This is a genomic window from Pseudomonas sp. ASL8 (genome assembly GCF_056680355.1).
Window position 1 is genome coordinate 1,708,863 of the sequence record NZ_CM155278.1, and the last position, 25,570, is coordinate 1,734,432.

At 58.9% G+C, this 25,570-nt stretch carries 22 protein-coding genes and 1 pseudogene; 11 read left to right on the forward strand and 12 right to left on the reverse strand.

Annotated features, from left to right (window positions below):
- Window positions 1–56: 56 nt before the first annotated feature.
- Together AC1MEA_RS07650 and oadA are read left to right on the forward strand one after the other, a co-directional pair.
- Window positions 57–1,472: an acetyl-CoA carboxylase biotin carboxylase subunit gene (locus AC1MEA_RS07650; RefSeq protein ID WP_480917266.1), complete on the forward strand. Its 1,416-nt coding sequence runs from the start codon at window positions 57–59 to the stop codon at window positions 1,470–1,472.
- Window positions 1,473–1,483: 11 nt separating this feature from the next.
- Complete coding sequence (gene oadA / locus AC1MEA_RS07655; protein ID WP_449634240.1) at window positions 1,484–3,292, forward strand: sodium-extruding oxaloacetate decarboxylase subunit alpha; 1,809 nt, start codon at window positions 1,484–1,486, stop codon at window positions 3,290–3,292.
- Between the two features lie 147 nt (window positions 3,293–3,439).
- Here the strand turns inward: oadA and AC1MEA_RS07660 are convergent, their stop codons facing one another.
- Genes AC1MEA_RS07660 through AC1MEA_RS07670 form a run of 3 tightly spaced genes read right to left on the reverse strand, consistent with a single transcriptional unit; the run spans window position 3,440 to window position 5,210 of the window.
- The gene (locus AC1MEA_RS07660) at window positions 3,440–4,114 is read right to left on the reverse strand and encodes a GNAT family N-acetyltransferase (RefSeq protein WP_480917267.1); all 675 of its coding nucleotides are present in this window, start codon (window positions 4,112–4,114) and stop codon (window positions 3,440–3,442) included.
- Between the two features lie 15 nt (window positions 4,115–4,129).
- Entirely contained in the window at window positions 4,130–4,576 is a 447-nt protein-coding gene (locus tag AC1MEA_RS07665) for a GNAT family N-acetyltransferase (protein WP_219064591.1), read from the reverse strand.
- Between the two features lie 10 nt (window positions 4,577–4,586).
- Complete coding sequence (locus AC1MEA_RS07670) at window positions 4,587–5,210, reverse strand: FMN-binding negative transcriptional regulator (RefSeq protein ID WP_480917268.1); 624 nt, start codon at window positions 5,208–5,210, stop codon at window positions 4,587–4,589.
- A gap of 90 nt (window positions 5,211–5,300) precedes the next feature.
- On the opposite strand from AC1MEA_RS07670, the gene pdxR reads away from it, so the two are divergent.
- On the forward strand, window positions 5,301–6,860 hold the full coding sequence (gene pdxR / locus AC1MEA_RS07675; RefSeq protein ID WP_480917269.1) for a MocR-like pyridoxine biosynthesis transcription factor PdxR: 1,560 nt from the start codon (window positions 5,301–5,303) through the stop codon (window positions 6,858–6,860).
- 102 nt (window positions 6,861–6,962) lie between these two features.
- On the opposite strand, the gene AC1MEA_RS07680 is transcribed toward pdxR, so the two are convergent.
- The 6 genes and pseudogenes from AC1MEA_RS07680 to aspA form a co-directional block, all read right to left on the reverse strand.
- Window positions 6,963–8,063 (reverse strand): polyamine ABC transporter substrate-binding protein, encoded by a 1,101-nt coding sequence (locus tag AC1MEA_RS07680; protein WP_480917270.1) that lies wholly within the window; start codon window positions 8,061–8,063, stop codon window positions 6,963–6,965.
- A gap of 27 nt (window positions 8,064–8,090) precedes the next feature.
- The gene (locus tag AC1MEA_RS07685) at window positions 8,091–9,119 is read right to left on the reverse strand and encodes a histone deacetylase family protein (protein ID WP_480917271.1); all 1,029 of its coding nucleotides are present in this window, start codon (window positions 9,117–9,119) and stop codon (window positions 8,091–8,093) included.
- 169 nt (window positions 9,120–9,288) lie between these two features.
- A pseudogene (locus AC1MEA_RS07690) lies at window positions 9,289–10,286 on the reverse strand (AraC family transcriptional regulator).
- Window positions 10,287–10,386: 100 nt separating this feature from the next.
- Window positions 10,387–10,971: a hypothetical protein gene (locus AC1MEA_RS07695; protein ID WP_480917272.1), complete on the reverse strand. Its 585-nt coding sequence runs from the start codon at window positions 10,969–10,971 to the stop codon at window positions 10,387–10,389.
- Window positions 10,972–11,393: 422 nt separating this feature from the next.
- Window positions 11,394–12,401 carry an asparaginase gene (locus AC1MEA_RS07700; RefSeq protein WP_480917273.1) on the reverse strand — a complete coding sequence of 336 codons (1,008 nt, stop codon included), beginning with the start codon at window positions 12,399–12,401 and terminating at the stop codon, window positions 11,394–11,396.
- A gap of 165 nt (window positions 12,402–12,566) precedes the next feature.
- Window positions 12,567–13,991 (reverse strand): aspartate ammonia-lyase, encoded by a 1,425-nt coding sequence (gene aspA / locus AC1MEA_RS07705; protein ID WP_219063093.1) that lies wholly within the window; start codon window positions 13,989–13,991, stop codon window positions 12,567–12,569.
- Window positions 13,992–14,216: 225 nt separating this feature from the next.
- Here aspA and AC1MEA_RS07710 point away from each other — a divergent pair, with 225 nt between their 5' ends.
- On the forward strand, window positions 14,217–15,128 hold the full coding sequence (locus AC1MEA_RS07710; protein ID WP_219063092.1) for a LysR substrate-binding domain-containing protein: 912 nt from the start codon (window positions 14,217–14,219) through the stop codon (window positions 15,126–15,128).
- Between the two features lie 4 nt (window positions 15,129–15,132).
- Here AC1MEA_RS07710 and AC1MEA_RS07715 read toward each other — a convergent pair whose 3' ends face one another.
- Window positions 15,133–15,774 carry a hypothetical protein gene (locus tag AC1MEA_RS07715; protein WP_449634248.1) on the reverse strand — a complete coding sequence of 214 codons (642 nt, stop codon included), beginning with the start codon at window positions 15,772–15,774 and terminating at the stop codon, window positions 15,133–15,135.
- A 400-nt stretch (window positions 15,775–16,174) separates the two neighbouring features.
- Between AC1MEA_RS07715 and purE the strand changes: the two genes are divergently transcribed.
- From purE to AC1MEA_RS07735, 4 genes are all read left to right on the forward strand, one after another.
- On the forward strand, window positions 16,175–16,666 hold the full coding sequence (gene purE / locus AC1MEA_RS07720) for a 5-(carboxyamino)imidazole ribonucleotide mutase (protein WP_219063090.1): 492 nt from the start codon (window positions 16,175–16,177) through the stop codon (window positions 16,664–16,666).
- 9 nt (window positions 16,667–16,675) lie between these two features.
- Window positions 16,676–17,758 (forward strand): 5-(carboxyamino)imidazole ribonucleotide synthase, encoded by a 1,083-nt coding sequence (locus AC1MEA_RS07725; protein ID WP_480917274.1) that lies wholly within the window; start codon window positions 16,676–16,678, stop codon window positions 17,756–17,758.
- Between the two features lie 109 nt (window positions 17,759–17,867).
- Window positions 17,868–18,113 (forward strand): GlsB/YeaQ/YmgE family stress response membrane protein, encoded by a 246-nt coding sequence (locus tag AC1MEA_RS07730; RefSeq protein WP_219063088.1) that lies wholly within the window; start codon window positions 17,868–17,870, stop codon window positions 18,111–18,113.
- Window positions 18,114–18,200: 87 nt separating this feature from the next.
- Window positions 18,201–18,734 (forward strand): DUF3299 domain-containing protein, encoded by a 534-nt coding sequence (locus AC1MEA_RS07735; RefSeq protein ID WP_219063087.1) that lies wholly within the window; start codon window positions 18,201–18,203, stop codon window positions 18,732–18,734.
- A 3-nt stretch (window positions 18,735–18,737) separates the two neighbouring features.
- On the opposite strand, the gene AC1MEA_RS07740 is transcribed toward AC1MEA_RS07735, so the two are convergent.
- Entirely contained in the window at window positions 18,738–19,664 is a 927-nt protein-coding gene (locus AC1MEA_RS07740; protein WP_480917275.1) for a D-hexose-6-phosphate mutarotase, read from the reverse strand.
- Window positions 19,665–19,747: 83 nt separating this feature from the next.
- The gene (locus AC1MEA_RS07745) at window positions 19,748–20,149 is read right to left on the reverse strand and encodes an acyl-CoA thioesterase (RefSeq protein WP_219063085.1); all 402 of its coding nucleotides are present in this window, start codon (window positions 20,147–20,149) and stop codon (window positions 19,748–19,750) included.
- A gap of 444 nt (window positions 20,150–20,593) precedes the next feature.
- On the opposite strand from AC1MEA_RS07745, the gene AC1MEA_RS07750 reads away from it, so the two are divergent.
- From AC1MEA_RS07750 to AC1MEA_RS07760, 3 genes are all read left to right on the forward strand, one after another.
- Window positions 20,594–21,883 carry an MFS transporter gene (locus tag AC1MEA_RS07750; protein WP_219063084.1) on the forward strand — a complete coding sequence of 430 codons (1,290 nt, stop codon included), beginning with the start codon at window positions 20,594–20,596 and terminating at the stop codon, window positions 21,881–21,883.
- A gap of 184 nt (window positions 21,884–22,067) precedes the next feature.
- Entirely contained in the window at window positions 22,068–23,057 is a 990-nt protein-coding gene (locus AC1MEA_RS07755; RefSeq protein WP_219063083.1) for a phosphate ABC transporter substrate-binding protein PstS family protein, read from the forward strand.
- Window positions 23,058–23,230: 173 nt separating this feature from the next.
- Window positions 23,231–25,516, forward strand: a complete 2,286-nt coding sequence (locus AC1MEA_RS07760; protein WP_219063082.1) for an ABC transporter permease subunit — start codon at window positions 23,231–23,233, stop codon at window positions 25,514–25,516.
- The last annotated feature ends 54 nt before the right edge of the window (window positions 25,517–25,570 follow it).

Sequence of the window (25,570 nt, forward strand, 5' to 3'; positions counted from 1 at the left end):
GCTACACGCCGACCGGCCCAGCCGGTTCGTCTGTTCTAACGGTCGAGGAAACGCCAGTGATAACAAAAATCCTGATCGCCAACCGCGGTGAAATTGCTGTCCGGATCGTGCGCGCCTGCGCCGAGATGGGCATTCGCTCGGTTGCGGTCTATTCCGACGCCGACCGCCATGCCTTGCATGTCAAACGGGCTGACGAAGCGCACAGCATTGGTGCCGAACCGCTCGCCGGTTATTTGAACCCGCGCAAGCTGGTCAACCTCGCGGTAGAAACCGGTTGTGATGCCTTGCATCCCGGTTATGGTTTCCTTTCGGAAAACGCCGAACTGGCGGACATCTGCGCTGAACGCGGGATCAAATTCATTGGCCCGTCGGCAGAAGTCATTTGCCGTATGGGCGATAAGACCGAAGCACGCCGCAGCATGATCAAGGCCGGCGTACCGGTGACGCCTGGCACAGAAGGCAACGTCGCCGATATCGCTGAAGCGCTGGTCGAAGGCGAACGCCTGGGTTACCCGGTGATGCTCAAGGCAACGTCAGGTGGCGGCGGTCGGGGTATCCGGCGTTGTAATAGCCCTGAAGAGCTTGAACAGGCATTCCCTCGGGTAATCTCGGAAGCGACCAAGGCATTTGGTTCGGCGGAAGTTTTTCTCGAAAAATGCATCGTCAATCCCAAGCACATCGAAGCGCAGATCCTCGGTGACAGCTTTGGCAATGTCGTGCACCTGTTCGAACGCGATTGCTCGATCCAGCGCCGCAACCAGAAGCTGATCGAAATCGCCCCCAGCCCGCAACTGACCCCGGAACAGCGCGCCTACATCGGCGACCTGTCTGTGCGCGCGGCCAAGGCTGTGGGTTATGAGAACGCTGGCACCGTGGAGTTCCTGCTCGCTGAGGGCGAGGTGTACTTCATGGAGATGAACACTCGGGTGCAGGTGGAACACACCATCACCGAAGAAATTACCGGCATCGATATCGTCCGTGAGCAGATCCGCATCGCCTCCGGCCTGCCGCTCTCGGTCAAGCAGGAAGACATTATTCACCGTGGCTTCGCCCTGCAATTCCGGATCAACGCCGAAGACCCGAAAAACAATTTCCTGCCCAGTTTCGGCAAGATCACCCGTTATTACGCGCCCGGCGGTCCTGGCGTGCGTACCGACACGGCGATCTACACCGGCTACACGATTCCGCCGTACTACGACTCGATGTGCCTGAAGCTGATCGTCTGGGCACTGACGTGGGAAGAGGCCATGGACCGTGGCTTGCGCGCCCTGGACGACATGCGTCTGCAAGGGGTCAAGACCACCGCAGCGTACTACCAGGAAATCCTGCGTAACCCGGAATTCCGTAGCGGTCAGTTCAATACCAGCTTTGTTGAAAGCCATCCCGAACTGACCAACTACTCGATCAAGCGCAAACCCGAAGAGCTGGCTTTGGCCATCGCCGCCGCCATCGCCGCCTACGCAGGCCTGTGAGGAATACAACAATGAGCAAAAAAATCTTTGTAACCGACACCATCCTGCGTGATGCTCACCAGTCGCTGCTCGCCACCCGCATGCGTACTGAAGACATGCTGCCGATCTGCGACAAGCTCGACAAAGTCGGCTACTGGTCGCTGGAAGTCTGGGGCGGCGCCACGTTCGACGCCTGCGTACGCTTTTTGAAGGAAGACCCGTGGGAGCGTCTGCGCCAGCTTCGCGCGGCGTTGCCTAACACCCGCCTGCAAATGCTCCTGCGCGGCCAGAACCTGCTGGGCTACCGTCACTACAGCGATGATGTGGTACGTGCATTCGTCGCCAAGGCGGCGGTCAATGGTATCGACGTGTTCCGCATTTTTGATGCGATGAACGACGTGCGCAACCTGCGTGTCTCCATCGAAGCGGTCAAGGCGGCGGGCAAGCATGCCCAAGGCACTATCGCTTACACCACCAGCCCGGTTCACACCATTGACGCTTTCGTGGCTCAGGCCAGGCAAATGGAAGCCATGGGCTGCGACTCGGTCGCGATCAAGGACATGGCAGGCCTGCTGACACCGTATGCCACGGGTGAGCTGGTCAAGGCGCTGAAGACTGAACTGTCGTTGCCGGTGTTCATCCACTCTCACGACACCGCCGGCCTGGCCGCGATGTGTCAGCTCAAGGCGATTGAAAACGGTGCCGATCACATCGACACCGCGATCTCCAGTTTTGCGTGGGGCACCAGCCATCCGGGCACCGAGTCGATGGTTGCTGCGCTCAAGGGCAGCGAATTCGACACCGGTTTGAGCCTGGAGCTGTTGCAGGAAATTGGCCTGTACTTCTACGCCGTGCGTAAGAAATATCACCAGTTCGAAAGCGAATTCACCTCGGTCGACACGCGTGTGCAGGTCAATCAGGTGCCAGGCGGGATGATTTCCAACCTCGCCAACCAGCTCAAAGAGCAGGGCGCGCTGAACCGCATGGGCGAAGTACTCGCCGAGATCCCGCGTGTGCGTAAAGACCTCGGCTACCCGCCGTTGGTGACACCGACCTCGCAGATCGTCGGCACCCAGGCGTTTTTCAACGTGCTGGCTGGCGAGCGCTACAAAACCATCACCAACGAAGTGAAGCTCTACCTGCAAGGCGGCTACGGCAAGGCACCAGGCCTGGTTGATGAAGCGCTGCGTCGTCAGGCCATCGGTAACGAAGAGCTGATCGATGTGCGTCCAGCTGACTTGCTCAAGCCGGAGATGGCCAAGCTGCGACTGGAAATCGGCGCGGTGGCCAAGTCTGAAGAGGACGTGCTGACCTACGCAATGTTCCCGGACATTGGACGCAAATTCCTCGAGGAACGCGAAGCCGGCACCCTGACCCCTGAAGTGTTGCTGCCGATCCCTGAAGCGGGTGGCGTGAGCAAGGTGGGCGGCGAGGGCGTACCGACCGAATTCGTGATCGATGTGCACGGCGAAAGCTACCGCGTCGACATTACCGGCGTCGGCGTCAAGGCCGAGGGCAAGCGTCATTTCTACCTGACCATCGACGGTATGCCGGAAGAGGTGGTGTTCGAGCCCCTCAACGAGTTTGTCAGCGGCGGTGCCAGCAAGCGTGCTCAAGCAACCTTGCCGGGCCACATCAGCACCACCATGCCGGGCAATATCGTCGATGTGCTGGTCAAGGAAGGCGACATGGTCAAGGCCGGTCAAGCCGTGCTGATCAGCGAAGCGATGAAGATGGAGACTGAAGTGCAGGCACCCATCGCCGGCAAGGTCACCGCGATCCACGTCGCCAAAGGCGATCGGGTCAATCCCGGTGAAATCCTCGTGGAAATCGAGGGCTGATTCGATACACGTTTAACGGTTTACTCTGGGGGGAGCACATGTGGCTCCCCTTTTTTTCGACTTTTTTTCTAATACGGTTGGTTTCACTGACCCCGGAAGGCCGTGCCGGCCTTTTCGCGGGCAAGCCCGCTCCTACACGATGAGCTTTCACCGCTTCCGGAAGCTCTCCAGCGTTCTCACTTGCCGGCCATCCCGGAAGTTATCCACCGCCAGCCAGCCTTCAAATGCAGCCTGGAGTGCAGGCCATTCCTGATCAGTGATCGAGTACCACGTGGTGTCGCGGTTCCGGTCTTTGATGACCATGTGCTGACGGAACGTGCCTTCAAAGGTAAAACCGAAACGCTCGGCGGCTCGTTTGGAGCGCTGATTACCGTCGTTACATTTCCACTCCAGACGCCGATTGCCCAAGGCAAACGCTGCCTTGGCCAGTAAGTAAATCGTCTCGGTACCCTTGGGCGTGCGCTGCATGGCGGCGCCAAACATGACATGACCTATTTCGATCCGGCCATGGGCGGGGACGATGGACATCAGGCTCAGGTAGCCATCGACAACGCCTGTCTGCTGATCGACCACGCTGTAGAACCACGGATCAATGTCGGCGGCATGACGACTCAGCCACGCATCGAATTCGCTTCGCTCGAAAAACGGCCCATAGGGCAAGTAGTCCCACAGCGCCGGATCCGAGGTTGGGCCTTGAAGTGCAGCCCATAGATCGTCGCCGTGGCGCGCCGGATCGAGTTTTTCCAGGCGGATGAAGCGGCCTTGCAGCGTGCTTTTGTCCGGGAGCGTCGCGGGTTGCCAGTGCAGTTCAGTGGTGGGCATGAGCAGGTTCCAGTCCTAGAGTGCTTTGCGAAATTGGATGAAACCGGGGCGTTCGGCGATGCGTTCATACAGCTGAATCGCCGTGGCGTTGGTTTCGTGGGTCAACCAATGAACCTTGTCGCAGCCGGCTTCGCGCGCCGTGGCGTAGACGAATTCGATCAACTGGCGCCCGACGCCGGTACCACGCTGCTCCGGCACGACGATCAAGTCCTGCAGGTAACAGGCATTCTTGATGCTCCAGTTGGAGCGATGGTAGATGAAATGGACCATGCCGACGGCTTTGCCATCGCTCCAGGCCAGCGCGGCATTGGTCGGCTCGCTGGGGTCGAGAATGCGCTGCCAGGTGCTTTCAGTGACGCTGTCGGCGAGCTCAGTGTTGTAAAACGTCAGGTACGCCTTCCACAGCGGCAGCCATGCAGCGTGATCGTTCGGGGTGACGGGGCGGATCTGGATAGCGGTCACAGGTTTCTCCTTAGCGCATCAATCGGGCGATTTCGTTGTCATTGGGCGCGGAGCTCGCGGCGAGGCCATCACGCACGCCGGCAATATCGGGAGCGTTGCGGTTCTGGGTGAGCTTGCGTTTGCCCTCCAGCCGGCTGATAGGCACTGCAAAGCCGACGATGGCGCCGAGCATCTTGTCGATGTAGTCCGCAGGTGCGTCCTCCAGCGTCCAGGGTTTGGCGCGACCTGCTTCATGCTTCTCTGTCAGCGCGCGAACCAGATCGCACAGGCGATGGGCATCGTGGAACACCTCGGCAGGCCCGTAAGCATGGACCGCGAGGTAATTCCAGGTCGGGACCGCTTGGCCGTGTTCAGCCTTGCTCGGGTAAAACGACGGGCTGACGTAAGCATCCGGGCCAGGGAAAATCAGCAAGGCCTCGGTACCGCTCTCCATCTCCTGCCATTGCGGGTTGGCTTTGGCCAGGTGCCCATACAGGGTTCCGTAAGGCCCTTGCTCAGGACTGAGCAGCAGCGGGATGTGGTTGGCCAGAAGACCACGTGCGCCATGGGTCACGAGAATGCCCAAGCGTGTGCCTTCGATTTGCCGATGAAGAGTTGAAAGGTCGTCTTCGTTGAATGCGCGAGGTATGTACATAAAGCTTTTCCTTGGCTGATGGCTAAATCCTAGGCAGGCTATTGGTTGGTTGTAAGAGCCATTCCACGCCAATTTCGTAGGGCCAATGTCATGTCCGCCAGCGCGCTGTCTTTTCCGTTCAACCCTGCGGGTATCGAACTTGATCGTCGCCGCGGGCTAAGTCGGCAGCTGTATCAACTCTTGCGCCAGCGGATTCTCGACGGTGGTTTGAGCAGTGGCACGCGCCTGCCGGCTACTCGCGATCTGGCGACGTCGCTGTCCATTTCGCGCAACAGTGTGATGCGCGCCTATGACCAGCTCTACGCCGAGGGTTTCATCGAAGGCCGTATCGGCGATGGCACTTACGTTGCGCAATTGCCAACGAAGCCGAGTGCAACGAAGCGCACCTCAAATTACTTATCCACAAAACCATCCACAGGGTTATCAACAGGCTTACCCACAGGTTTATCCACAAAACCGCTCGAAATGACTGGTTTTTCACCCGATAAAGTTATCCACAGCCCGGCGCTCAACCTTCTGCAGCAGCATCATTTGCCCCAACCAAAGGGCGATGCGCCGCGGGCTTTTCGGGTGGGTGTGCCAGCGTTTGACCTGTTCCCGTTCGATGTTTGGGGCAAGTTACACGCGGCTTTCTGGCGAAAGCCGGATCTGGGGAAGCTGGGGTACGGTGAGCCAGCCGGGGACTGGCGCCTGCGTGAATTGATTTCAGCGTATTTGCGCAGCTCGCGTGGTTTGCACTGTAGCGCTGAGCAAATAGTGATCACCAGTGGCGCGCAGCAAGCAATTAGCCTTTGTGCACAGCTGCTGTTGGCGCCGGGTGATGCGGTCGCGGTGGAGAATCCTGGCTATCGCGCTGCCGGTCATGCGTTCGCCATCGCCGGTGCGCGCTTGCACGGTATTGCAGTTGATAACGAGGGCATGCAGTGCACTTCGCTGTCGCAAGGTGATTACACACTGGCCTACGTCACACCGTCGCACCAATACCCCACGGGCGTGACGATGAGCCTGGCGCGGCGCCTTGAATTACTGGCCTGGGCCGAGCGCACCCAAGGCTGGATCGTCGAGGACGATTACGACGGCGAGTACCGTTATAGCGGTGCGCCCCTGGCGCCCTTGGCGGCACTGGATCGGCACGGGCGGGTGCTGTATGTCGGCACCTTTGGCAAGATCGCCTTTCCGGCGTTGCGCCTGGGGTATCTGGTGCTGCCGTTGGGGTTGGTGAGTGCGTTCGGTCAGCGGCGGGCCCTGGACATGCGGCACTCCGAAGTCAGTACTCAGGCCGTGATGGCTGAATTCATTGCTGCCGGGCATTTCCAGCGGCACATCCGGCGCATGCGCCGTGCGGCCTTGAGTCGTCGTGATGCGCTGTTGGCAGGCTGGCCTGAAGACGTTCCTGGGTGCGGGGCGATGCCCAAAGTGGTGGCGGGGCTGCATGTCGCCGTGCCCGTGGACAGCCTGGCGCGCGAGCGCGAACTGGTGGCCAAGGCCGCAGGTGTCGGCGTCGAAATCAACCCGCTGAGCGACTACTGGCTGCCGGACTCAAGCGCACCCGTGGATGACCGGGCGGGCTTGGTATTGGGATTTGCAGCCGTGCCCGAACCCGGTATTCACGAGGCGTTGGCCACGTTGCGGCACGCCTGGAAGGCGTAAGCCTAACAAACCTTACGTGCTTCCAGTGGGTGCGAATTTATTCGTGAAAGGTGTGATGCGGCATGTCAGCCATACCGCATCACGAGCAAGCCCGTTCGAGCATCAGGTCCCGGACTTGATCTTGGTCCAGGCGCGGGTTCGTGCACGCTCCGCATCGTGCGTCAGGGGTTGCAGGGTGTAGAGGGTTTTCATCGCCGCTTCGGTCGGGTACAGATTCGGGTTGTTGCGAATCGCCGGATCGACCAGCTCAGTGGCGTCCTTGTTCGGGTTCGGGTAGCCGACAAAATCACTGATCGGCGCGATCACCTTCGGTTGCAGCAGGTAGTTGATGAAGGTGTAGGCGTCCTCAGGGTCTTTGGCGCCTTTAGGGATGGCGAGCATGTCGAACCAGATCGGGGCACCTTCTTTAGGCAGGCGCATGTCGACGACCACGCCGTTCTTGGCTTCTTTGGCGCGGTTGGCCGCTTGCGAGAAGCTGCCCGAGTATCCGACGGCCACGCAGATGTCGCCATTGGCGATATCCGCCATGTACTTCGATGAATGGAAGTAGGTGATGTACGGACGGATTTTCAGCATCAGCGCTTCGGCTTTGGCGTAGTCGGCCGGTTTGGTGCTGTTCGGCGGCAGGCCCAAGTGCTGCAAGGCCAGCGGCATGATTTCAGACGGCGAGTCGAGCAGGGCCACGCCACACTGTTTGAGCTTGCTGATGTTCTCTTCCTTGAAGATCAGGTCCCAACTGTCGACCGGTGCATTGTCACCCAGTGCAGCCTTGACCTTGTCCGGGTTGAAGCCGATCAGGATGGTGCCGTACATGTAGGGCACCGCGAATTTATTGCCCGGGTCGTTGGCTTCCAGGAGTTTCATCAGCTTGGGGTCGAGGTGTGGCCAGTTCGGCAATTTACTGCGATCCAGCGGCTGGAATACCCCGGCCTCGATCTGCTTGGCCAGGAACACGTTGGACGGCACGACCACGTCATACCCGGAGTTGCCGGTCAGCAGCTTGGCTTCCAGCGCCTCGTTGGTATCGAAGATGTCGTAGATCAGTTTGGTCTTGGTGTCTTTCTGGAAGTCCACCAGCGTCTGCGGGGTGATGTAGTCGAACCAGTTGTAAACGCGCAGCGTGCGCTGTTCTTCGGCCTGGACCACGCCGCAGAGCAGGGAAGCACACAGGGCGGGTGCAATAAGACGTTTGAGTCTGTTCATGGTCATCTTCCTGATAAGTCGGTGGGGTCAGGCGCTTTCGAAACCTTCCAGCACATTCACGGCATTGATGCCGATTTCTTCGACGGCATAACCGCCTTCCATCACGAACAGCGTCGGCAAGCCGAGACGGGCGATGCGTTCGCCCATGCGCAGGTAGTCCGGGCTGTCGAGCTTGAACGTCGAGATCGGATCGTCCTTGAACGTATCGACACCGAGGGAGATCACCAGCACGTCGGGGGTGTAGGCCTCGATTTGCGTGCAGGCCTGTTCCAGCGCGGCGCTCCAGTGGTCCCAGTCGCTGCCGGCGGCCAGCGGATAGTTGAAGTTGAAGCCTTCGCCCGGCCCCTCGCCATGCTCGTCGGCGTAACCGAGGAAGAAGGGAAACTCGGCTTCGGGATGGCCGTGGATCGAGGTAAACAGCACGTCGTTGCGTGAATAGAAAATCGATTGAGTGCCGTTACCGTGGTGGTAGTCGACATCCAGAATCGCCACTTTCTGCCGACCCTGATCGAGAAATGCCTGAGCGGCGATGGCGGCGTTATTCAGGTAGCAGTAACCGCCCATGACATCGCTGGCGGCGTGATGGCCGGGTGGTCGGCACAACGCGAACGCGCTACGAGCGCCATTTTCGACGGCGGCCTGAGCGGTCAGTGCGACTTGCGCTGCGCTATAGACGGCTTGCCAGGTGCCAGCGGTAATTGGTGCGCCGGCATCGAAGCTGTAATAGCCCAACTGGCCCAGCAGGCTGGTGGGAATCACTTCGCGCAAGGTTCGGGCAGGCCAGGTGAAGGGCAGCAAATCGCCTTCGTGTTTCAGCTCGGCCCAGCGCTGCCATGCGCCCTGGAAAAACGTCAGGTACGCCTCACTGTGAATGCGCTTCAGCGGTTCAAGACCAAAGTCACGCGGCGCTTCGACCGGACCAAGTTGGCGTGCCTGCACGCGCTGCAGGATGTGATCGGCGCGCGAGGGCATTTCAAAACAGGGCATCAGTTGCCCGTCTATCAGTTCGCAGCGACCGTGGTGCAAGTGATGATCATCCGAGTAGATCGTCAGCATCTTCTTATTCTCCCCTAGGGCTGTGGCTGTGCCTTATTCTTGCGGCGCACTGCTGATCAGTGAACGACGGCAACGGCCAAAAGGGGATAAATATGGCCAATAACACTGACCGGATATCGCCCCTTATTGAGGCATCACGCCCTAAACGGAGGCGAGGGTGCAGACGGCATCAGAATCGGAAGTGGCTGGGCGCGACGCCGCTCCAGCGCAGGAAGGCGTGACGAAAGCTCGCGGTCTCGCTGAAGCCGAGTTCCTCGGCAATGCGGTGGATCGGTAGCCGAGCCTCATGCAGCAAGTGCTTGGCTCGCTCGAAGCGTAGCTCGTCGAGCAATTGTTGGTAGCTGCTACCGAGTGCCTGCAAGTGCCGACGCAACGTGCGCTCCGGCAGTTCATCTGTTGCGCCAGACCGCCGAGGCCAGGTGCGCAGGTAAGTTGAGCAGCGAGCAATTGGCGGATACGTTCGAGCCAGGCCTGGCGACCTGTGAAGTCGATATTTTGCCGCCGACAGCGTTCATGCATGTCGCGATGGGTAATCGGGTCCGCCAGCGGCAACGGCTGCTCAAGCCAGCATTTGTCGAAGGCGAAGGCGTGATCACGGGTCGGGGTGTTGAACTGCAACGGACAGGCAAAGCTTTCGTGATAACTGGCGGTGTAATCAGGCGCATCGTGGGCGAAACGCGCGCTAAGCAATGGCAGGGGCTTGCCGAGCAAGTCATCGCAAATGACCTTCAGCGAGGCCAGGCACAGCTCGGCGTTAAAAACTGCCAACGATTCATTGTCGCGATAATCACTGGCACTTAGCCAGACGCGGTCGCCATCGTCACGCAGGCGCAGTTCGAACAGTGTTCCCAAGAGCGCCGGATACATCAGCGCCAGGCGCAAGGCGTCACCTAAGGTGGCACTCGTGAGCAGGGCGTAACCAAGGACACCATAGGACGACACATGCATGCGCCGTCCCAGCTCCAGGCCGATCTCCTTGCGCAGTGCGACGGCATTGGCACAGACCTGCATTTCCTGGTGGGTGGCGATACGAATATCAGTCCTGCCCAAGTCCGCAGCAGTGATCCCGCTGCCTGCCAGCAGTGCGTCGCTGGACAAACCTTCAGCCTGGAAGGTGCTGAGCACCAGCGACACGGCGTTGAGGGTGGTGAGATGGGAATGCAGCATGAGCGAATTCCGGCGGTGGGTAACAACCGGGAGTGGAGCAAGTTGTATGCCGTGGGGTCGGATGTTGGACGTGATGACTTCTTCGCAGGCAGGTTAGCTTTTACAACTTCCTTTTCTTGATGCTTTTTAGAACGGTTAACGCTCTTTCTCTCGTTCCTTTCACGCTAATGAGGTGGGTCGAATCGTTTGAAAAATACAGCATTCGATATTCAGCGTCGAAAAGGGATGCGTCGTGAAATATGACGTCAACGCCTTTGCCCACGCTGTAGAGCGTCAATTCGGCATGACAGTCAAGGTTCAGGTCAGAGCGCATTCCTTCGATGAGTTTCTGATCGCTTGCGTTTAGATCGTCGAGGGAGTCAACGCCGTAGACGTATCGATCAAGTGCGGCGGTTGAAAGCTTGCGAGTGGTGAGCTGGGGCAGCATGTGAGCGGCGCTTTTATCCGAGACAAACTGGTAGCTGACATATTCTTTTTCCGGATAGACAGCCATGACGCCTTCAAACGCCAAAAGCGCAGTCGGTTTTTCAGGCAAATTAAATTGGTAGGGGCCCGTGATAACGGGCACGTCGTGACCCTGCTCATAAGGCAGCGCCTTTGATTGCAAGAGTGGAAGTGGACAGCTGTCGGCCCAGACAGGGGAGGTCAGGCATGAAACAGTGATAGCGACTAAAGATTTACGCATCGGAATTTAGCCTCTCGCGGACGTTGCGAGAATTTGGCTATTAATTGCAGGGCCGACTATCAGGAACTTCTTTTAGATACGTAGGAAGCTTCCCGGTATTTACTGGTCAGGTATCTTTTGTAGTGGATTTCATGATCTATTCGCGGGCACGCCTCCTCCCATCAAACTAGATGTAACTGATTGAAATATAAGGTGAGGTTTCTACAATCTGTAGGAGCTGACTTGTCTGCGAATAAGCCCGGCACGGGCTTCCGACAGGTTTGACCCAGCAGCGATGATCTAGATCGAGCGGCAGCAGGTGGACCGCGCCGTATGGTCTTCGCAGACAAGTCAGCTCCTACGCCGGGCAGAATCGAGACACAGTTTGCGCGACAGTGCAGCGTAGAGGACGCGGCGAGGCGTCCCGCAGCGTGAAAAATAAATCAGTCCCCTAATTCACCACACACATCCAGCTCAACCAAGCGTCGTACTTCATCGTGCGCAAGTCCGGCGCCGAGTAGCGCATGCAATTTGCCGAATGCCGCTTCGCGGGTCATGCCGCCACCCGACAGTACGCCGACGCCGCGCAGGCGACTGCCGGCTTCGTAGATGTCCAGTTCGACGCCGCCTTCATGGCACTGGGTGATGGCGACCACGCAGATGCCGCGTTGCCGGGCGCGTTGCAGGCTGGCGAGGAATTGTGGGTTATCACTTGGGCCGGTGCCGCTGCCGAAGCATTCCAGTATCAGCGCCTGAATCCCGCTGTCGAGTAAACCCTCCAGGTGTTGCGCGTTGATGCCGGGAAACAAGGGCAGCACGGCGACGTTGGCAATGCTTTTCGGCTGACGATAATCCAGCGCCGCTGGCACAGGCTGCGCCGACTTCCCCCCCCGCGAGCGCTGCAACGCGGCGAACGGATGACGACCAAAGCTGCGGATTTTTGCGCAGCGGGTCGGGGCCAGCAACTCGCCATGAAAGTACAGCTGCACGCCCGGCGCCAAGCCTTGGCCCAGGGCTAGCAGGGCGCCATTAAGATTTTCCCAGGCATCACTGTTCTCGACGCCAGCGGGCAGCATCGAGCCGGTGAACAGTACCGGTGCGCTCAGCCCGAGCAACTGAAAACTCATCGCCGCCGCGCTGTAGGCCAGGGTATCGGTCCCGTGCAGGATCAATACCGCGTCGCAGCCATCCACCTCCACTGCCTCGATCACCGCTTCACGCAGACGCTGCCAGTAGGCGGGGGTCATGTTGGCGCTGTCGATCAACGGCAGCAGTTCGCGAAACCGCCAGTTCGGCACCTTCAGCTCTGGTTGGGCAGCCAGTTGCTCGGCCATCCGCGCCTCGAATCCCGAAGCCGGAGCCAAGCCATTGGCGCTGGCCTGCATGCCGATGGTGCCGCCGGTGTAGAGCACCATGACCTGCTGAGCGGGTGGCGGGGTTTCGCGATTCATGGCACTTCTCCTTTGGGTGATCGGCCAAGGCTATGGCGTGTCTAGTGAAAAGTAAAAACAAGCTGGCAAAAAAAAGGGCCCGGAGAATGATCTCGGGGCCCTCAAAAGGGTGAGAGGTGTCTAGTCTCTCAGCCTGGTGAGCGTGTTGCTGCCAGGGGCTGAAGGTCAGGCCTTCAATGGCACCAAGCGTGGCGCAATCATGTTTTCCGGGCGCAGGATGTCGTCGAGCATGGCGTCGTCGAGCAAGCCTTCTTCGCGTACCAGTTCCAGTACGCCGCGGCCGCTTTCCAGCGCGATACGGGCGATACGGGTGGCGTTTTCATAGCCAATGTACGGGTTCAGGGCGGTGACCAGGCCGATCGAGTGCTCGACCAGTTCGCGGCAGCGTGCTTCGTTGGCGGTGATGCCGACGATGCAATGCTCGCGCAGCATGTCCATTGCGCGTTGCAGCAGGCGGATCGAGTCGAAAATCTTGTAAGCGATCAGCGGCTCCATCACGTTCAGCTGCAATTGACCGCCTTCTGCGGCGATGGTCAGTGCCAGGTCGTTGCCGATGATCTGGAAAGCCACCTGGTTGACCGCTTCCGGGATAACCGGGTTGACCTTGCCGGGCATGATCGAGCTGCCTGGCTGACGTGCCGGCAGGTTGATTTCATTGATGCCGGTACGTGGACCGCTGGACAGCAGGCGCAGGTCGTTGCAGATCTTCGACAGCTTGACCGCAGTGCGCTTGAGCATGCCCGAAAACAGGACGAAGGCGCCCATGTCGGACGTGGCTTCGATCAGGTCGGCGGCAGGGACCAGCGGTTGACCGCTGATGAGCGCCAGACGTGATACGGCCAGGTGCTGGTAGCGCGGGTCGGCGTTGATGCCGGTGCCGATGGCGGTGCCGCCCAGGTTCACTTCGGTCAACAATTCCGGCGCGAGGCTGCGCAGGCGATTGAGGTCTTCGCCCAAGGTGGTGGCGAAGGCGCGGAATTCCTGGCCGAGGGTCATCGGTACGGCGTCCTGCAATTGGGTACGGCCCATTTTCAGAACGTGGTTGAATTCCTGGCCCTTGGCGGCGAATGCCTGAATCAGGCTGTCGAGGCTGGCGAGCAGGGCGTCATGACCGAGCAGCAGGCCCAGACGGATGGCCGTCGGGTAAGCGTCGTTGGTCGACTGCGCCATGTTCACGTCATTGTTCGGGTGCAGGTATTGGTATTCGCCCTTGCTGTGGCCCATGGCCTCCAGCGCGATGTTGGCGATGACTTCGTTGGCATTCATGTTGGTTGAAGTGCCAGCGCCGCCTTGAATCATGTCCACCACGAATTGCTCGTGGAAGTCGCCGCGAACCAAGCGGGCGCAGGCTTCGCTGATGGCGGCGTGCTTGGCTTCGCTGAGGTGGCCGAGCTCGCGGTTGGCGTCAGCGGCGGCTTGCTTGACCATGGCCAGGGCCACGACCAGCTTCGGGTAGTGCGAAATCGGAACGCCGGAGAGACGGAAGTTATTCACCGCCCTCAGGGTCTGGATGCCGTAGTACGCTTCAGCGGGTACTTCAAGGACGCCAAGCAGGTCTTTTTCGATGCGCAATGATGCAGCGGAGGACATGATAGAGATAGTCTCAAGAAAGGCACGAACAATGCCGGAACGCCGCTGATGCTAGGCGTGTGGGCAATTTGGGGCCAATGCTGTTAAGCGCTGCCCTATGCACAAACGGCATAATGTCGATGTGACGTTACGATTGTGACGAGCGTATGAACATGACGCAGATGCTTTTTGACAGGCGCGGGACGGGTAGTTGCAAGTCCGCTCCTGCAGTGATCGGAGGACATGATGAACCTGGAAAGTAAATGGCTGGAGGACTTCAGTGCCTTGGCCGCCACCCGCAGTTTTTCCCAGGCGGCCGAGCGCCGCTTCGTGACGCAACCTGCTTTCAGCCGCCGGATTCGCAGCCTTGAATCGGCGCTGGGGCTCACGCTGGTCAATCGCTCACGTACGCCCATCGAACTGACGGCTGCCGGACAACTGTTTCTGGTGACGGCGCGTACCGTTGTAGAACAGCTTGGCGAGGTGCTGCGTCATCTGCATCACCTGGAGGGCGGGCAAGGCGAAGTCATGCAAGTTGCGGCGGCGCACTCTTTGGCCTTGGGGTTTTTCCCGCGCTGGATCGCCCAGTTGCGCAACGAAGGGCTGAACATTGCCACGCGGTTGGTTGCGACCAACGTTGGCGATGCGGTGCATGCGTTGCGTGAGGGGGGTTGCGATCTGATGCTGGCGTTCTACGACCCGGATGCAGCGCTGCAGATGGACGCTGAAATTTTCCCCTCGCTGCACCTTGGGCATACGGAGATGCTGCCCGTCTGCGCGGCAGACGCCAACGGCCAACCGTTATTCGACCTTGAAGGCGATGCCAGTGTGCCGTTGCTGGCCTACAGCGCCGGCGCATTTCTGGGGCGCTCGGTGAACCTGCTACTGCGTCAGCGCAGCTTGCGCTTCACCACGGTCTACGAGACGGCCATGGCGGACAGCCTGAAAAGCATGGCGCTCGAAGGTTTGGGCATCGCTTGGGTACCCCAGCTCAGCGTGCGTGCTGAACTGGCGCGGGGTGAGTTGGTGGTGTGTGGCGGCCCGCAATGGCATGTGCCGCTGGAAATTCGTTTGTATCGTTGCGCGTTGGTGCGCAAGGCCAACGTGCGGTTGTTGTGGCGCAAGCTGGAAGGCGGTGCGGCACAGGGTGCGTCTTGAGTGCTTAAGGCGATTCGCTCAAATAAGCGGCGATGGCTTCTTTGTTTTTGTCGCTGTAGTGGTAGCAGTTCGCTCTTACGTTGATGCGTGTCGGGAATATATTGGTTTCACACCACCAACTGCCTTTGAATAAAACTTCTGAGTGCTCATGTGTGCCGCCGAGCAAATGGCCTATTTCATGCGCGGCGGCAGGGTAACTACCCAGCGATGCAATGCCTGCATAACTCTTGTCTCTGGCGACACCCAAAGTCATCCCGTTTATTTTTTCGTTGGTTAACAGTAAATACTTGGTTCTGCTGTTCATGGGTAGATTGTTTTTGTCGATGTAGTCATTCACTTCTCGTTGCCAGCCGTCCAGTATCTCTGCCAGGTTTTCGCCTTGATACGGGTACTGGGTTATGGGCGCGACATGCGCTATGAAGTTCACGTAAACCCGGCGATGGGTGAAGCTTTCAAGGTCCTTGCGCAGCCACGAGAAGTAGTCCTTGGAAATGTTTTCGCGTTCGGCTTGCGGAATATCGTCGTGCAGAAATACATAAAAATGGAGCGGCGTCTTCGTGAATTTTTCATCCGCGGAAGCCGGTGGAATGATGATCATAAGCAGGGTGCTTAGTGTTAAAGCGAGTGTTCTTAAATAAATGAGCATGGGTATCTCGATGGCGGTAGTTTTCGTTGATTAATGTCCGTACTGGATGACGGGATCTACCCGGAACATGCGTTCATGTCAGGCATGAAAACAGCTAAGCCGAAGCGGTTGCGATTTGTTAGTTGCTGTTGGCGTCACATAAAGTAGTAAATGGCGTACAGGCGATGTAGGACCTTTTGCCTTGGGGAATTTCGGTCGCGGGTGCCGTGCGCAGACCTCGCCAAGGCCCTGCGGACAGGTGGTCACCAAGGGGGCTGTCTTCCCTGCGCTTTAAGGTATACTGCGCGGCCTTTGGCCGGTTCGACCGGCCATAATTCATCCAGCAAGCCACGCCGGTTTTCCCGCGTGGCTTGTTTGTTTTTTGACGCGCCTGCGGGCGCCCGATAGAAGAGGCACGACGATGAGCGCACTGGTTGGCGTGATCATGGGCTCCAAGTCCGATTGGTCCACCCTTAGCCACACCGCCGATATGCTGGAAAAGCTAGGCATCCCTTACGAAGTCAAAGTGGTGTCAGCCCACCGGACGCCGGATCTGCTGTTCCAGTACGCCGAACAGGCCGAAGCCCGTGGCATTGAAGTGATCATTGCCGGTGCTGGCGGTGCAGCTCATTTGCCGGGCATGTGTGCGGCCAAGACTCATCTTCCAGTGCTGGGCGTGCCCGTGCAGTCGTCGATGTTGTCGGGCGTTGATTCCCTGCTGTCTATCGTGCAGATGCCTGCCGGGATTCCTGTGGCGACCCTGGCCATCGGCAAAGCGGGCGCAATCAATGCGGCATTGTTGTCGGCCAGCATTCTTGGCGCCAAGCACCCGCAATTCCATGCAGTGCTGAAGAAATTCCGCGCTGAGCAGACAGACAGCGTCCTGGACAATCCAGACCCACGCGACGCCTGAGGTTTTTCCATGAAGATCGGTGTAATCGGTGGCGGCCAATTGGGTCGCATGTTGGCTTTGGCAGGGACCCCGCTGGGGATGAGTTTCGCTTTTCTCGACCCTGCGCCAGACGCGTGTGCCGCTGCGTTGGGCGAACATCTGCGTGCCGATTACGGCGATCAGGATCACCTGCGCCAGTTGGCCGATGAAGTCGATCTGGTGACCTTCGAATTCGAAAGCGTGCCAGCAGAAACTGTGGCGTTCCTGTCGCAGTTCGTGCCGGTTTATCCAAGCGCCGAAGCGCTGCGGATTGCCCGCGATCGCTGGTTCGAAAAGAGCATGTTCAAGGACCTCGGCATTCCAACGCCTACGTTCGCTGACATCCAGTCGCAAGCCGATCTGGACGCCGCAGTGGCCAGCATGGGTCTGCCTGCCGTGCTGAAAACCCGCACCCTCGGTTACGACGGCAAGGGCCAGAAAGTGCTGCGTACCCCGGCTGATGTGGTCGGCACGTTTGCTGAGCTGGGCAGTGTTGCCTGTTTGCTGGAAGGTTTCGTGCCCTTCACGGGCGAAGTGTCGCTGATTGCCGTGCGCGGCCGCGATGGCGAAACGCGCTTCTATCCGCTGGTGCACAACACCCACGAAAACGGGGTTTTGCGTCTGTCGATCGCCAGTACCTCGCATCCGCTGCAAGCGCTGGCCGAGGATTACGCCGGTCGCGTACTCAAGCAACTCGATTACGTCGGCGTGCTGGGTTTTGAGTTCTTTGAAGTCGATGGTGGTTTGAAGGCTAACGAGATTGCACCCCGCGTGCATAACTCGGGGCATTGGACCACCGAAGGCGCCGAGTGCAGCCAGTTCGAAAACCACCTGCGGGCGGTGGCCGGTTTGCCGTTGGGCTCCACTGCCAAGGTCGGCGAAAGCGCCATGCTCAACTTCATCGGCGAAGTGCCAGCTGTGGACAAGGTCATCGCCATCGATGACTGCCATCTGCATCACTACGGCAAGGCGTTCAAGGTCGGGCGTAAAGTGGGTCATGCCACCTTGCGTTGTGCTGATCGCGCCACCCTTGATCAGCAGATCAAAAAAGTCGAAGCGCTGATCAAGCCGTAATAGCTGCAATAGACGTGCGCGGAACCAATCCTGCCAGCGGTTCTCTGATGACAGGACGCTAATGCCATCATCAGGCCTTGGTTTGTCCAATTAATACAGGGGAAAAGGCATGGGTATTATCGGAACCATCTTTATCGGTTTGATCGTGGGCTTGCTGGCGCGCTTCCTCAAGCCAGGCGATGACAGCATGGGTTGGATCATGACCATTGTGCTGGGTATCGGTGGCTCGTTGGCTGCGACCTATGGTGGTCAGGCGCTGGGCATTTATCAGGCCGGCCAGGGCGCGGGTTTCCTCGGCGCATTGGTGGGCGCGGTGGTGCTGCTGGTGCTGTACGGCATGCTCAAAAAAGACTGACAGTTATTCATCGGCTCCCTGCGCTATTGCTGCGCAGAGAGCTAGAATGCCCGGCACTGATTACCACCCACTTTGCCGAGCTCCCTCATGCGTCGTCTCCTCTTTATAGCGCTGCTGTTGGCCTCCGGGCTGGCCCGCGCCGAGCTGCCAGAAACCGATTGGCTCGAACTGATGCCAAAGTCGGATCAAAAAGCCCTCGAAGCCATGCCTGAAATCGATCACAACTCCCCGGAAGCGCAGGGGACGTTCGATAGCAAAGGCGGTTTGAAGCAGAGCAAGGGCTTGCCTGCCGTGATGTATTCGGCCAAGACCGTACCCGCCATGAATGGCAAAAATATCCGTCTTGGTGGTTATCCCGTGCCGCTGGAAACGGACGCGAAAGGCCGCAGCACCCTGTTCTTCCTCGTGCCTTACCCGGGCGCATGCATCCATGTGCCGCCACCGCCACCCAATCAACTGGTGCTGGTGCGTTATCCAAAAGGCCTGAAGCTGGACGATATCTACACGCCGCTGTGGGTGATCGGCACGCTCAAGGTCGAGGCGGTCAGCAATAACCTGGCCGATGCGGCCTACGCGCTGGATGCTTCGAAGGTCCGCGTCGTGGTCGAAGCGGACCTGTAACGGTTACGCTTCCGCTTCTGGCAACGCCGCCAGCGGCTCGGCCCAGGTGCTGACACTCAAGGTGTGCATGGCGTCTGGCGCCAACGTGACGACATCGGACAGGACGTTGGCGGTTTCGACGCAGACCATGTGCTGCCAGCCGTCTTCGGCCATGTCGCTGAAGGTTTTGGTCTTGTCGACCCACGGATTCCAGAGCACCGCTGACTTCGAGCCGCTGGTCATGATCTGAATCCGTCGTTGCCAGCCCGGATCGACGATGCTCAGGTGGTGCGGCGTGTCCAGGTAAACGCGGTCCGTCTCTGCCGTGAAATGCAGGTCGCCGTCCTGCTGATGCTCGTCTTCCCAGTTTTTCAACGTGTCGAGGTAGCGCGAACCGTCCAGGCCCTGGACGTGGACCTGCCGTACATCGCTGACCGCGAAATAACTGTGCAATGCTTGGCTGAAGGTGACGTCTTCGGTGCCCGCGTTGTAGCTGAGCAGACTGACATGCAACTGCTCGTCCAGACGAATGCTCAGTTTGAGGGCGACGTTATGCGGCCAGCCAGGCAAATGACCTTCGGCCTGGGGCAATACGAACTCGGCCAGTAACGCATCGCCATCATTGCCGATGCCCAGCAGTTCCCAGTCCAGTGCGCGGACTTCGCCGTGGGCCTTGGCCGGTTCGCTGCTGTTGCGCATCGCCTGCACGCTGGCAGGGTTGCGCTCCAGATTGCCAAACCAGGGCCAGCAAATCGGCATGCCGGCGCGGATCGGCTTGCCCTGTTTGAAGACAGCCTTGTCGTTTAGCCAGATCAGGGGCGGCTCGCCGTCCACTTGATAGCTGAGGATGTGCGCGCCTTGCTGGGCGACGAGTAACTCGGCCTGACCGTGGCGGATGCGCCAGCAGTTGAGCTCATCGAGTTTGACGGATTCGACATGGGGCGTTGGCATGCGGGGGTGCTCACTCAAGTACAGTGATAAAAGTAGACCGTGCGACAGTCGACGAGTTTACCCCAGCAGACCAATACCCAGGCTTATCGCCGTGCCGGTACCGAGCGAGTGCGGCCGCTGCCATCAATGGCGACGAACACAAACACCGCTTCGGTGACTTTGCGCCATTCGCTGGACAGTGGGTCATCGCTCCACACTTCGACCATCATCTGGATCGAGCTGCGGCCGATGTCCAGGGCTTGGGTATAGAAGGACAGTTGCGCGCCGACCGCGACCGGGACCAGGAATGCCATGCGATCAATGGCCACGGTCGCAACGCGGCCGCCAGCGACTTTACTCGCCATGGCAGTGCCCGCCAGGTCCATTTGCGAGACCAGCCAGCCGCCGAAAATATCGCCGAAACCATTGGTTTCGCGGGGCAATGCAGTGATTTGCAACGCAAGGTCGCCCTGCGGTATCGGATCTTCTTGTTCGAGTTCAATCATGCCTAGGGTGCCTCGACCCATGACTCTTTAAAGTTTTGGTGCGGTTAACAGGCCTCAGTGAAAACGATGTTCATGAACTAATTGCGTTCATCCGCTTTCAGCGGTGCCTTAAGGGGAAACTCTGCGAAAGCGGCTGGATTGGGCTCAGCGGCGATTTCGCACAGCAACCCCGGTGTACGCTGGGTCGTCTCTTACGGTCTGCAAGTATATCGATCGATGGGCCATGCGACGACCACTCGGTTCTCATTTTGACCGGGTAAAGCGCCTGACTGTGTGCTTTTTAGAGAATTTGCTATCTTGCCGGACCCGATCGGCTCTGTACTTCTCTCTATAAAGGGCAATTTTGATGCCCATGTCAGCGTTTTCCTGAGTGATGAAGTGTGCAGGCCGTCAAGCCTCAGCCAGCGTTGCTGAGGCTCAGCAATCCCAAGAGAAGCCCTTGTCATGCCCACTGTGTCCTCAAGTACCGTGCAGCCCTCGCGCCCGCTGACCCGCAGCGACTATAAGACCTTGTCGCTTTCTGCCCTGGGCGGAGCGCTGGAGTTCTACGACTTCATCATTTTCGTGTTTTTTGCCACCGTGGTCGGCAAGTTGTTTTTCCCTGCGGACATGCCGGAGTGGCTGCGATTGATGCAGACCTTCGGCATTTTTGCTGCCGGTTACCTGGCGCGACCGCTGGGCGGCATCGTTATGGCGCACTTCGGCGACCTTTTGGGGCGCAAGAAAATGTTCACCCTGAGCATTTTCATGATGGCCGTACCGACCCTGATCATGGGCCTGTTGCCGACGTACGCGCAGATTGGCCTGTGGGCGCCGATCCTGCTGCTGTTGATGCGGGTTATTCAGGGTGCGGCGATTGGCGGTGAGGTGCCTGGCGCCTGGGTATTTGTGTCCGAACACGTGCCGCCGCGCAGCATTGGCTACGCGTGCGGCACCCTGACCGCCGGCCTGACCTCGGGCATCTTGCTGGGTTCGCTGGTCGCCACCCTGATCAATAGCCTCTACAGCGCTGAGGAGCTGCTCGATTACGCATGGCGGATTCCGTTTTTGCTCGGCGGCGTATTTGGTTTGCTGTCTGTTTACCTGCGCCGCTGGCTGCATGAGACGCCGGTTTTCGCCGAGCTGCAGTTGCGCAAGGCGCTGGCCGAAGAGGTGCCGCTCAAGGCCGTGTTGCGCGACCATCGCGGGGCGATCCTGTTATCAATGCTGTTGACCTGGCTGCTGTCGGCCGGCGTCATCGTCGTGATCCTGATGACCCCAACGGTATTGCAGACGGTTTACGGTTTCTCCCCCGCGACGGCGCTGAAGGCCAATAGTCTGGCGATTGTCTGCCTGAGCCTGGGCTGTGTCGGCGCGGGTTCTCTGGCGGATCGCTTTGGTGCGGGCTGGGTGTTTATCCTCGGTTGCCTGGCATTGCTCGTCAGTTCATGGACGTTCTATCACAGCCTTTTGGCGCACCCAGACTGGCTGTTTCCGTTGTACGCCATCACCGGGCTGTTTGTCGGGGTCATCGGTGCGGTGCCGTTCGTCATGGTCCGGGCCTTTCCGGCAGCCGTGCGGTTCTCGGGGCTGTCGTTCTCGTACAACCTGGCGTACGCGATATTCGGCGGTCTGACGCCGATGGTAGTGACCCTCATGCTCAAGACCAGTCCTATGGGGCCGGCCTGGTACGTGGCGATCCTCTGCGTCATGGGCATGCTGATTGGTGTTCATCTGTTGCGCAGGCAACGCTGAGTGTTGAATCGCCCGGCCTGCCGGGCGAATGCCGCTGCACCCTCCCTCCTGAACTGGAAGGCCATCATTGAAAATCGATGATGGCCTTTCATCTAATTGTCACATTGCTTTCATAGAGTGTTCATACGGCCCTTAGATACTTGGCGTCGATCCAATACCTATCCAATTTTGCTAGGAGCAAGGCATGAGACTTAAGCGATTGATGGCGGCCCTGACTTTCGTCGCCGCAGGCGTTGCCACCGCCACTGCGGTTGCTGCTGTTGACCCAGCTATTCCGGGCTACACCAAGACCACCGGTGTCTCGGGTAACCTGTCCAGTGTCGGCTCTGACACCCTGGCAAACTTGATGACCTTGTGGGCTGAGGCTTACAAAAAAGAATACCCAAGCGTGAACATCCAGATTCAAGCAGCCGGTTCGGCCACCGCGCCACCTGCGCTGACTGAGGGCACCTCGAACCTGGGCCCGATGAGCCGCAAAATGAAAGACACCGAATTGGCGGCTTTCGAACAGAAGTACGGCTACAAGCCAACTGCAATCCCGGTCGCGGTCGATGCCTTGGCTATTTTCGTACACAAAGACAACCCGATTCAGCACCTGACCATGGAACAAGTGGACGCGATTTTCTCCGCGACCCGTCTGTGTGGCGCCAAAGCCGAAGCCAAAACCTGGGGTGATGTCGGCGTGACCGGCGACCTGGCTGGCAAACCGATCCAACTGTTCGGTCGTAACTCGGTATCCGGCACTTACGGCTACTTCAAAGAAGAAGCCCTGTGCAAAGGTGACTTCCGCGCTAACGTTAACGAACAACCAGGTTCTGCTTCGGTTGTAAGCTCGATCAGCAGCTCGCTGAACGGCATCGGTTACTCAGGTATCGGCTACAAAACGTCCAGCGTGAAGACGGTTGCCCTGTCCAAGAAAGGCAGTACTGAATTCATCGAAGACAGCGAAGAAAACGCACTGAACGGCAAATACCCACTGTCGCGCTTCCTGTTCATCTACGTGAACAAAGCGCCGAACAAGCCTCTGGCACCGCTGGAAGCCGAGTTCGTGAAAATGGTCCTGTCTAAACAGGGTCAAGAAGTCGTGATCAAAGACGGCTACATCCCGTTGCCAGCCAAGGTTGCTGCCAAAGCACTGGCTGACCTGGGCTTGCAGGAAGGCGCTGCCAAGTAAGGATTGACGCGGGGCACGCGCTTTTTTGCCCCGATCTCAATCCTTGAGCGGGACCTGATTCAACGGGGTCCCGCTACTAATTTCGTAGTCCGCTGCCAGTACTTTTGGGCGGCGGATTTTTTGCGTCACTGCACTGTCATGTTTTTGTAATAAAGGACCGCTAGGGTGAGCGCATGAATGATCTGGCCAATTCCACCATGACTCAAAATTCCCCTCCCGAGCGAATTGACTTCAATACGCCCGAACTCAAGCGAAAGCGCCGTATACGCGCCTTTAAAGACCGTCTGACCCAGTGGTATGTACTGGTCGGTGGTCTGGCAGTGCTGGCCGCCATTACGCTGATTTTCTTCTATCTTGCTTACGTGGTCGCGCCCTTGTTCCAAGGTGCGAAACTGACCACCGAGAAGGCGCTCAATCCGGCCTGGATGCAGGATGCTGGCAAGCCGTTGATGTTTGCCATCGAAGAGCAGAACAAGGTTGGCCTGCGGGTTTCCGACAAGGGTGAGGCACTGTTCTTCCGCATCGACGACGGGACCGAGCTCAAGCATGTCGCCTTGCCGATTCCGGCGGGCACGACTGTGACGGCTATCGGTAAAGATCAGCCAGGCAGCCCGTTGATGGTGCTGGGTCTGTCCAACGGTCAGGCGCTGGTGTTCAAACACAACTACCTGATCACCTACCCGGACAACGTCAAGACCATCAGCCCGACCATCACGTATCCATTTGGTGAAGCGGCGCTGAGCCTGAACGAACAAGGCCAGGCCTTGGAGCACGTCAGCCTCAACGCCAGCGACAAATCCCTGATGGTAGCGGGTTCCACCGGTTCGCAATTGCATGTGCTCTCCCTGTCCCAGGAAGAAAACATGATGACCGGGGAGACCACCAGCGAGCTGACCCGCATCGAATTGCCGCACATGACCGAAGCGGTCAAGGCGATCTATATCGATCCGCGCCAACAGTGGCTGTACGTAATCAACGGTCGCGCTCAGGCCGACGTGTTCAGCTTGCGTGATCGCAGCCTCAATGGCCGCTACAAGCTGCTGGAAGACGGTAACGCTGAAGTCTCCGCCAGTACGCAATTGGTCGGCGGTGTGTCGTTGATTATCGGCAGCTCCACGGGCGGTCTGGCTCAGTGGTTCATGGCCCGCGATACCGACGGCGAGCTGCGCCTGGAGCACATCCGTGACTTCCAGATGGGCACCACGCCGATCGTACAGATCACCGGTGAAGAACGCCGTAAAGGCTTCGTCGCCCTCGACGCTTCCGGCAAGCTCGGGGTGTTCCATAGCACCGCGCATCGCACGCTGTTGGTCGATCAGGTGGCTCAGGGCCCAGGTGTCATGGGACTGTCGCCACGTGCTGACGAGATCATCGTCGAAGAGGGCGGCAAGCTGCTGCCTATGAGCCTGCGCAACCCGCACCCGGAAGTTTCGTGGAGCGCGCTGTGGAGCAAGGTCTGGTACGAAAACTACGACGGACCCAAGTACGTTTGGCAGTCCACCGCGTCGAGCACTGACTTCGAGCCCAAGCTGAGCCTTGCGCCATTGACCTACGGCACCTTGAAAGCGGCGTTCTACGCGATGCTGCTGGCGGCGCCCCTGGCGATTGCTGCAGCGATCTACACCGCTTACTTCATGGCCCCGGGCATGCGCCGCAAGGTCAAGCCGGTGATCGAGTTGATGGAAGCGATGCCGACCGTGATTCTCGGCTTTTTCGCTGGCCTGTTTCTGGCGCCGTATCTGGAAGGACATTTGCCGGGGATCTTCAGCCTGTTGCTGCTGACACCGATCGGCATTCTGTTGGCGGGCTTTATCTGGAGCCGCTTGCCGGAGTCATTCCGCCTGCGGGTGCCGGATGGATGGGAAGCCGCAATCCTGATTCCTGTGGTGTTGCTGGTGGGCTGGTTGTCGCTGGGCATGAGCCCGTATATGGAAGCCTGGTTCTTCGGCGGCGACATGCGCATGTGGATCACCAACGACCTGGGCATCACCTACGATCAGCGCAACGCGCTGGTGGTCGGGCTGGCCATGGGTTTCGCCGTGATTCCGAACATCTACTCCATCGCTGAAGATGCCGTATTCAGTGTGCCGCGCGGTCTGACCCTGGGCTCGCTGGCCCTGGGTGCAACGCCGTGGCAGACCATGACGCGGGTGGTGATCCTCACCGCCAGCCCTGGCATCTTCTCGGCCTTGATGATCGGCATGGGCCGCGCTGTCGGCGAGACCATGATCGTGCTGATGGCCACCGGTAATACACCGATCATGGACATGAACCTGTTCGAAGGCATGCGTACGCTGGCGGCGAACGTCGCGGTTGAGATGCCGGAGTCCGAAGTCGGCGGCAGTCACTATAGGGTGCTGTTCCTGGCGGCGCTGGTGCTGCTGTTGTTCACCTTCGTGATGAACACGCTTGCGGAGCTGATTCGTCAGCGTCTGCGCAAGAAATATTCGTCTCTCTAAGGAAGGTAGAAGTCTGTGAAACAGAACTCCCTCAAGAGTTGGTTCAAGAGCGGT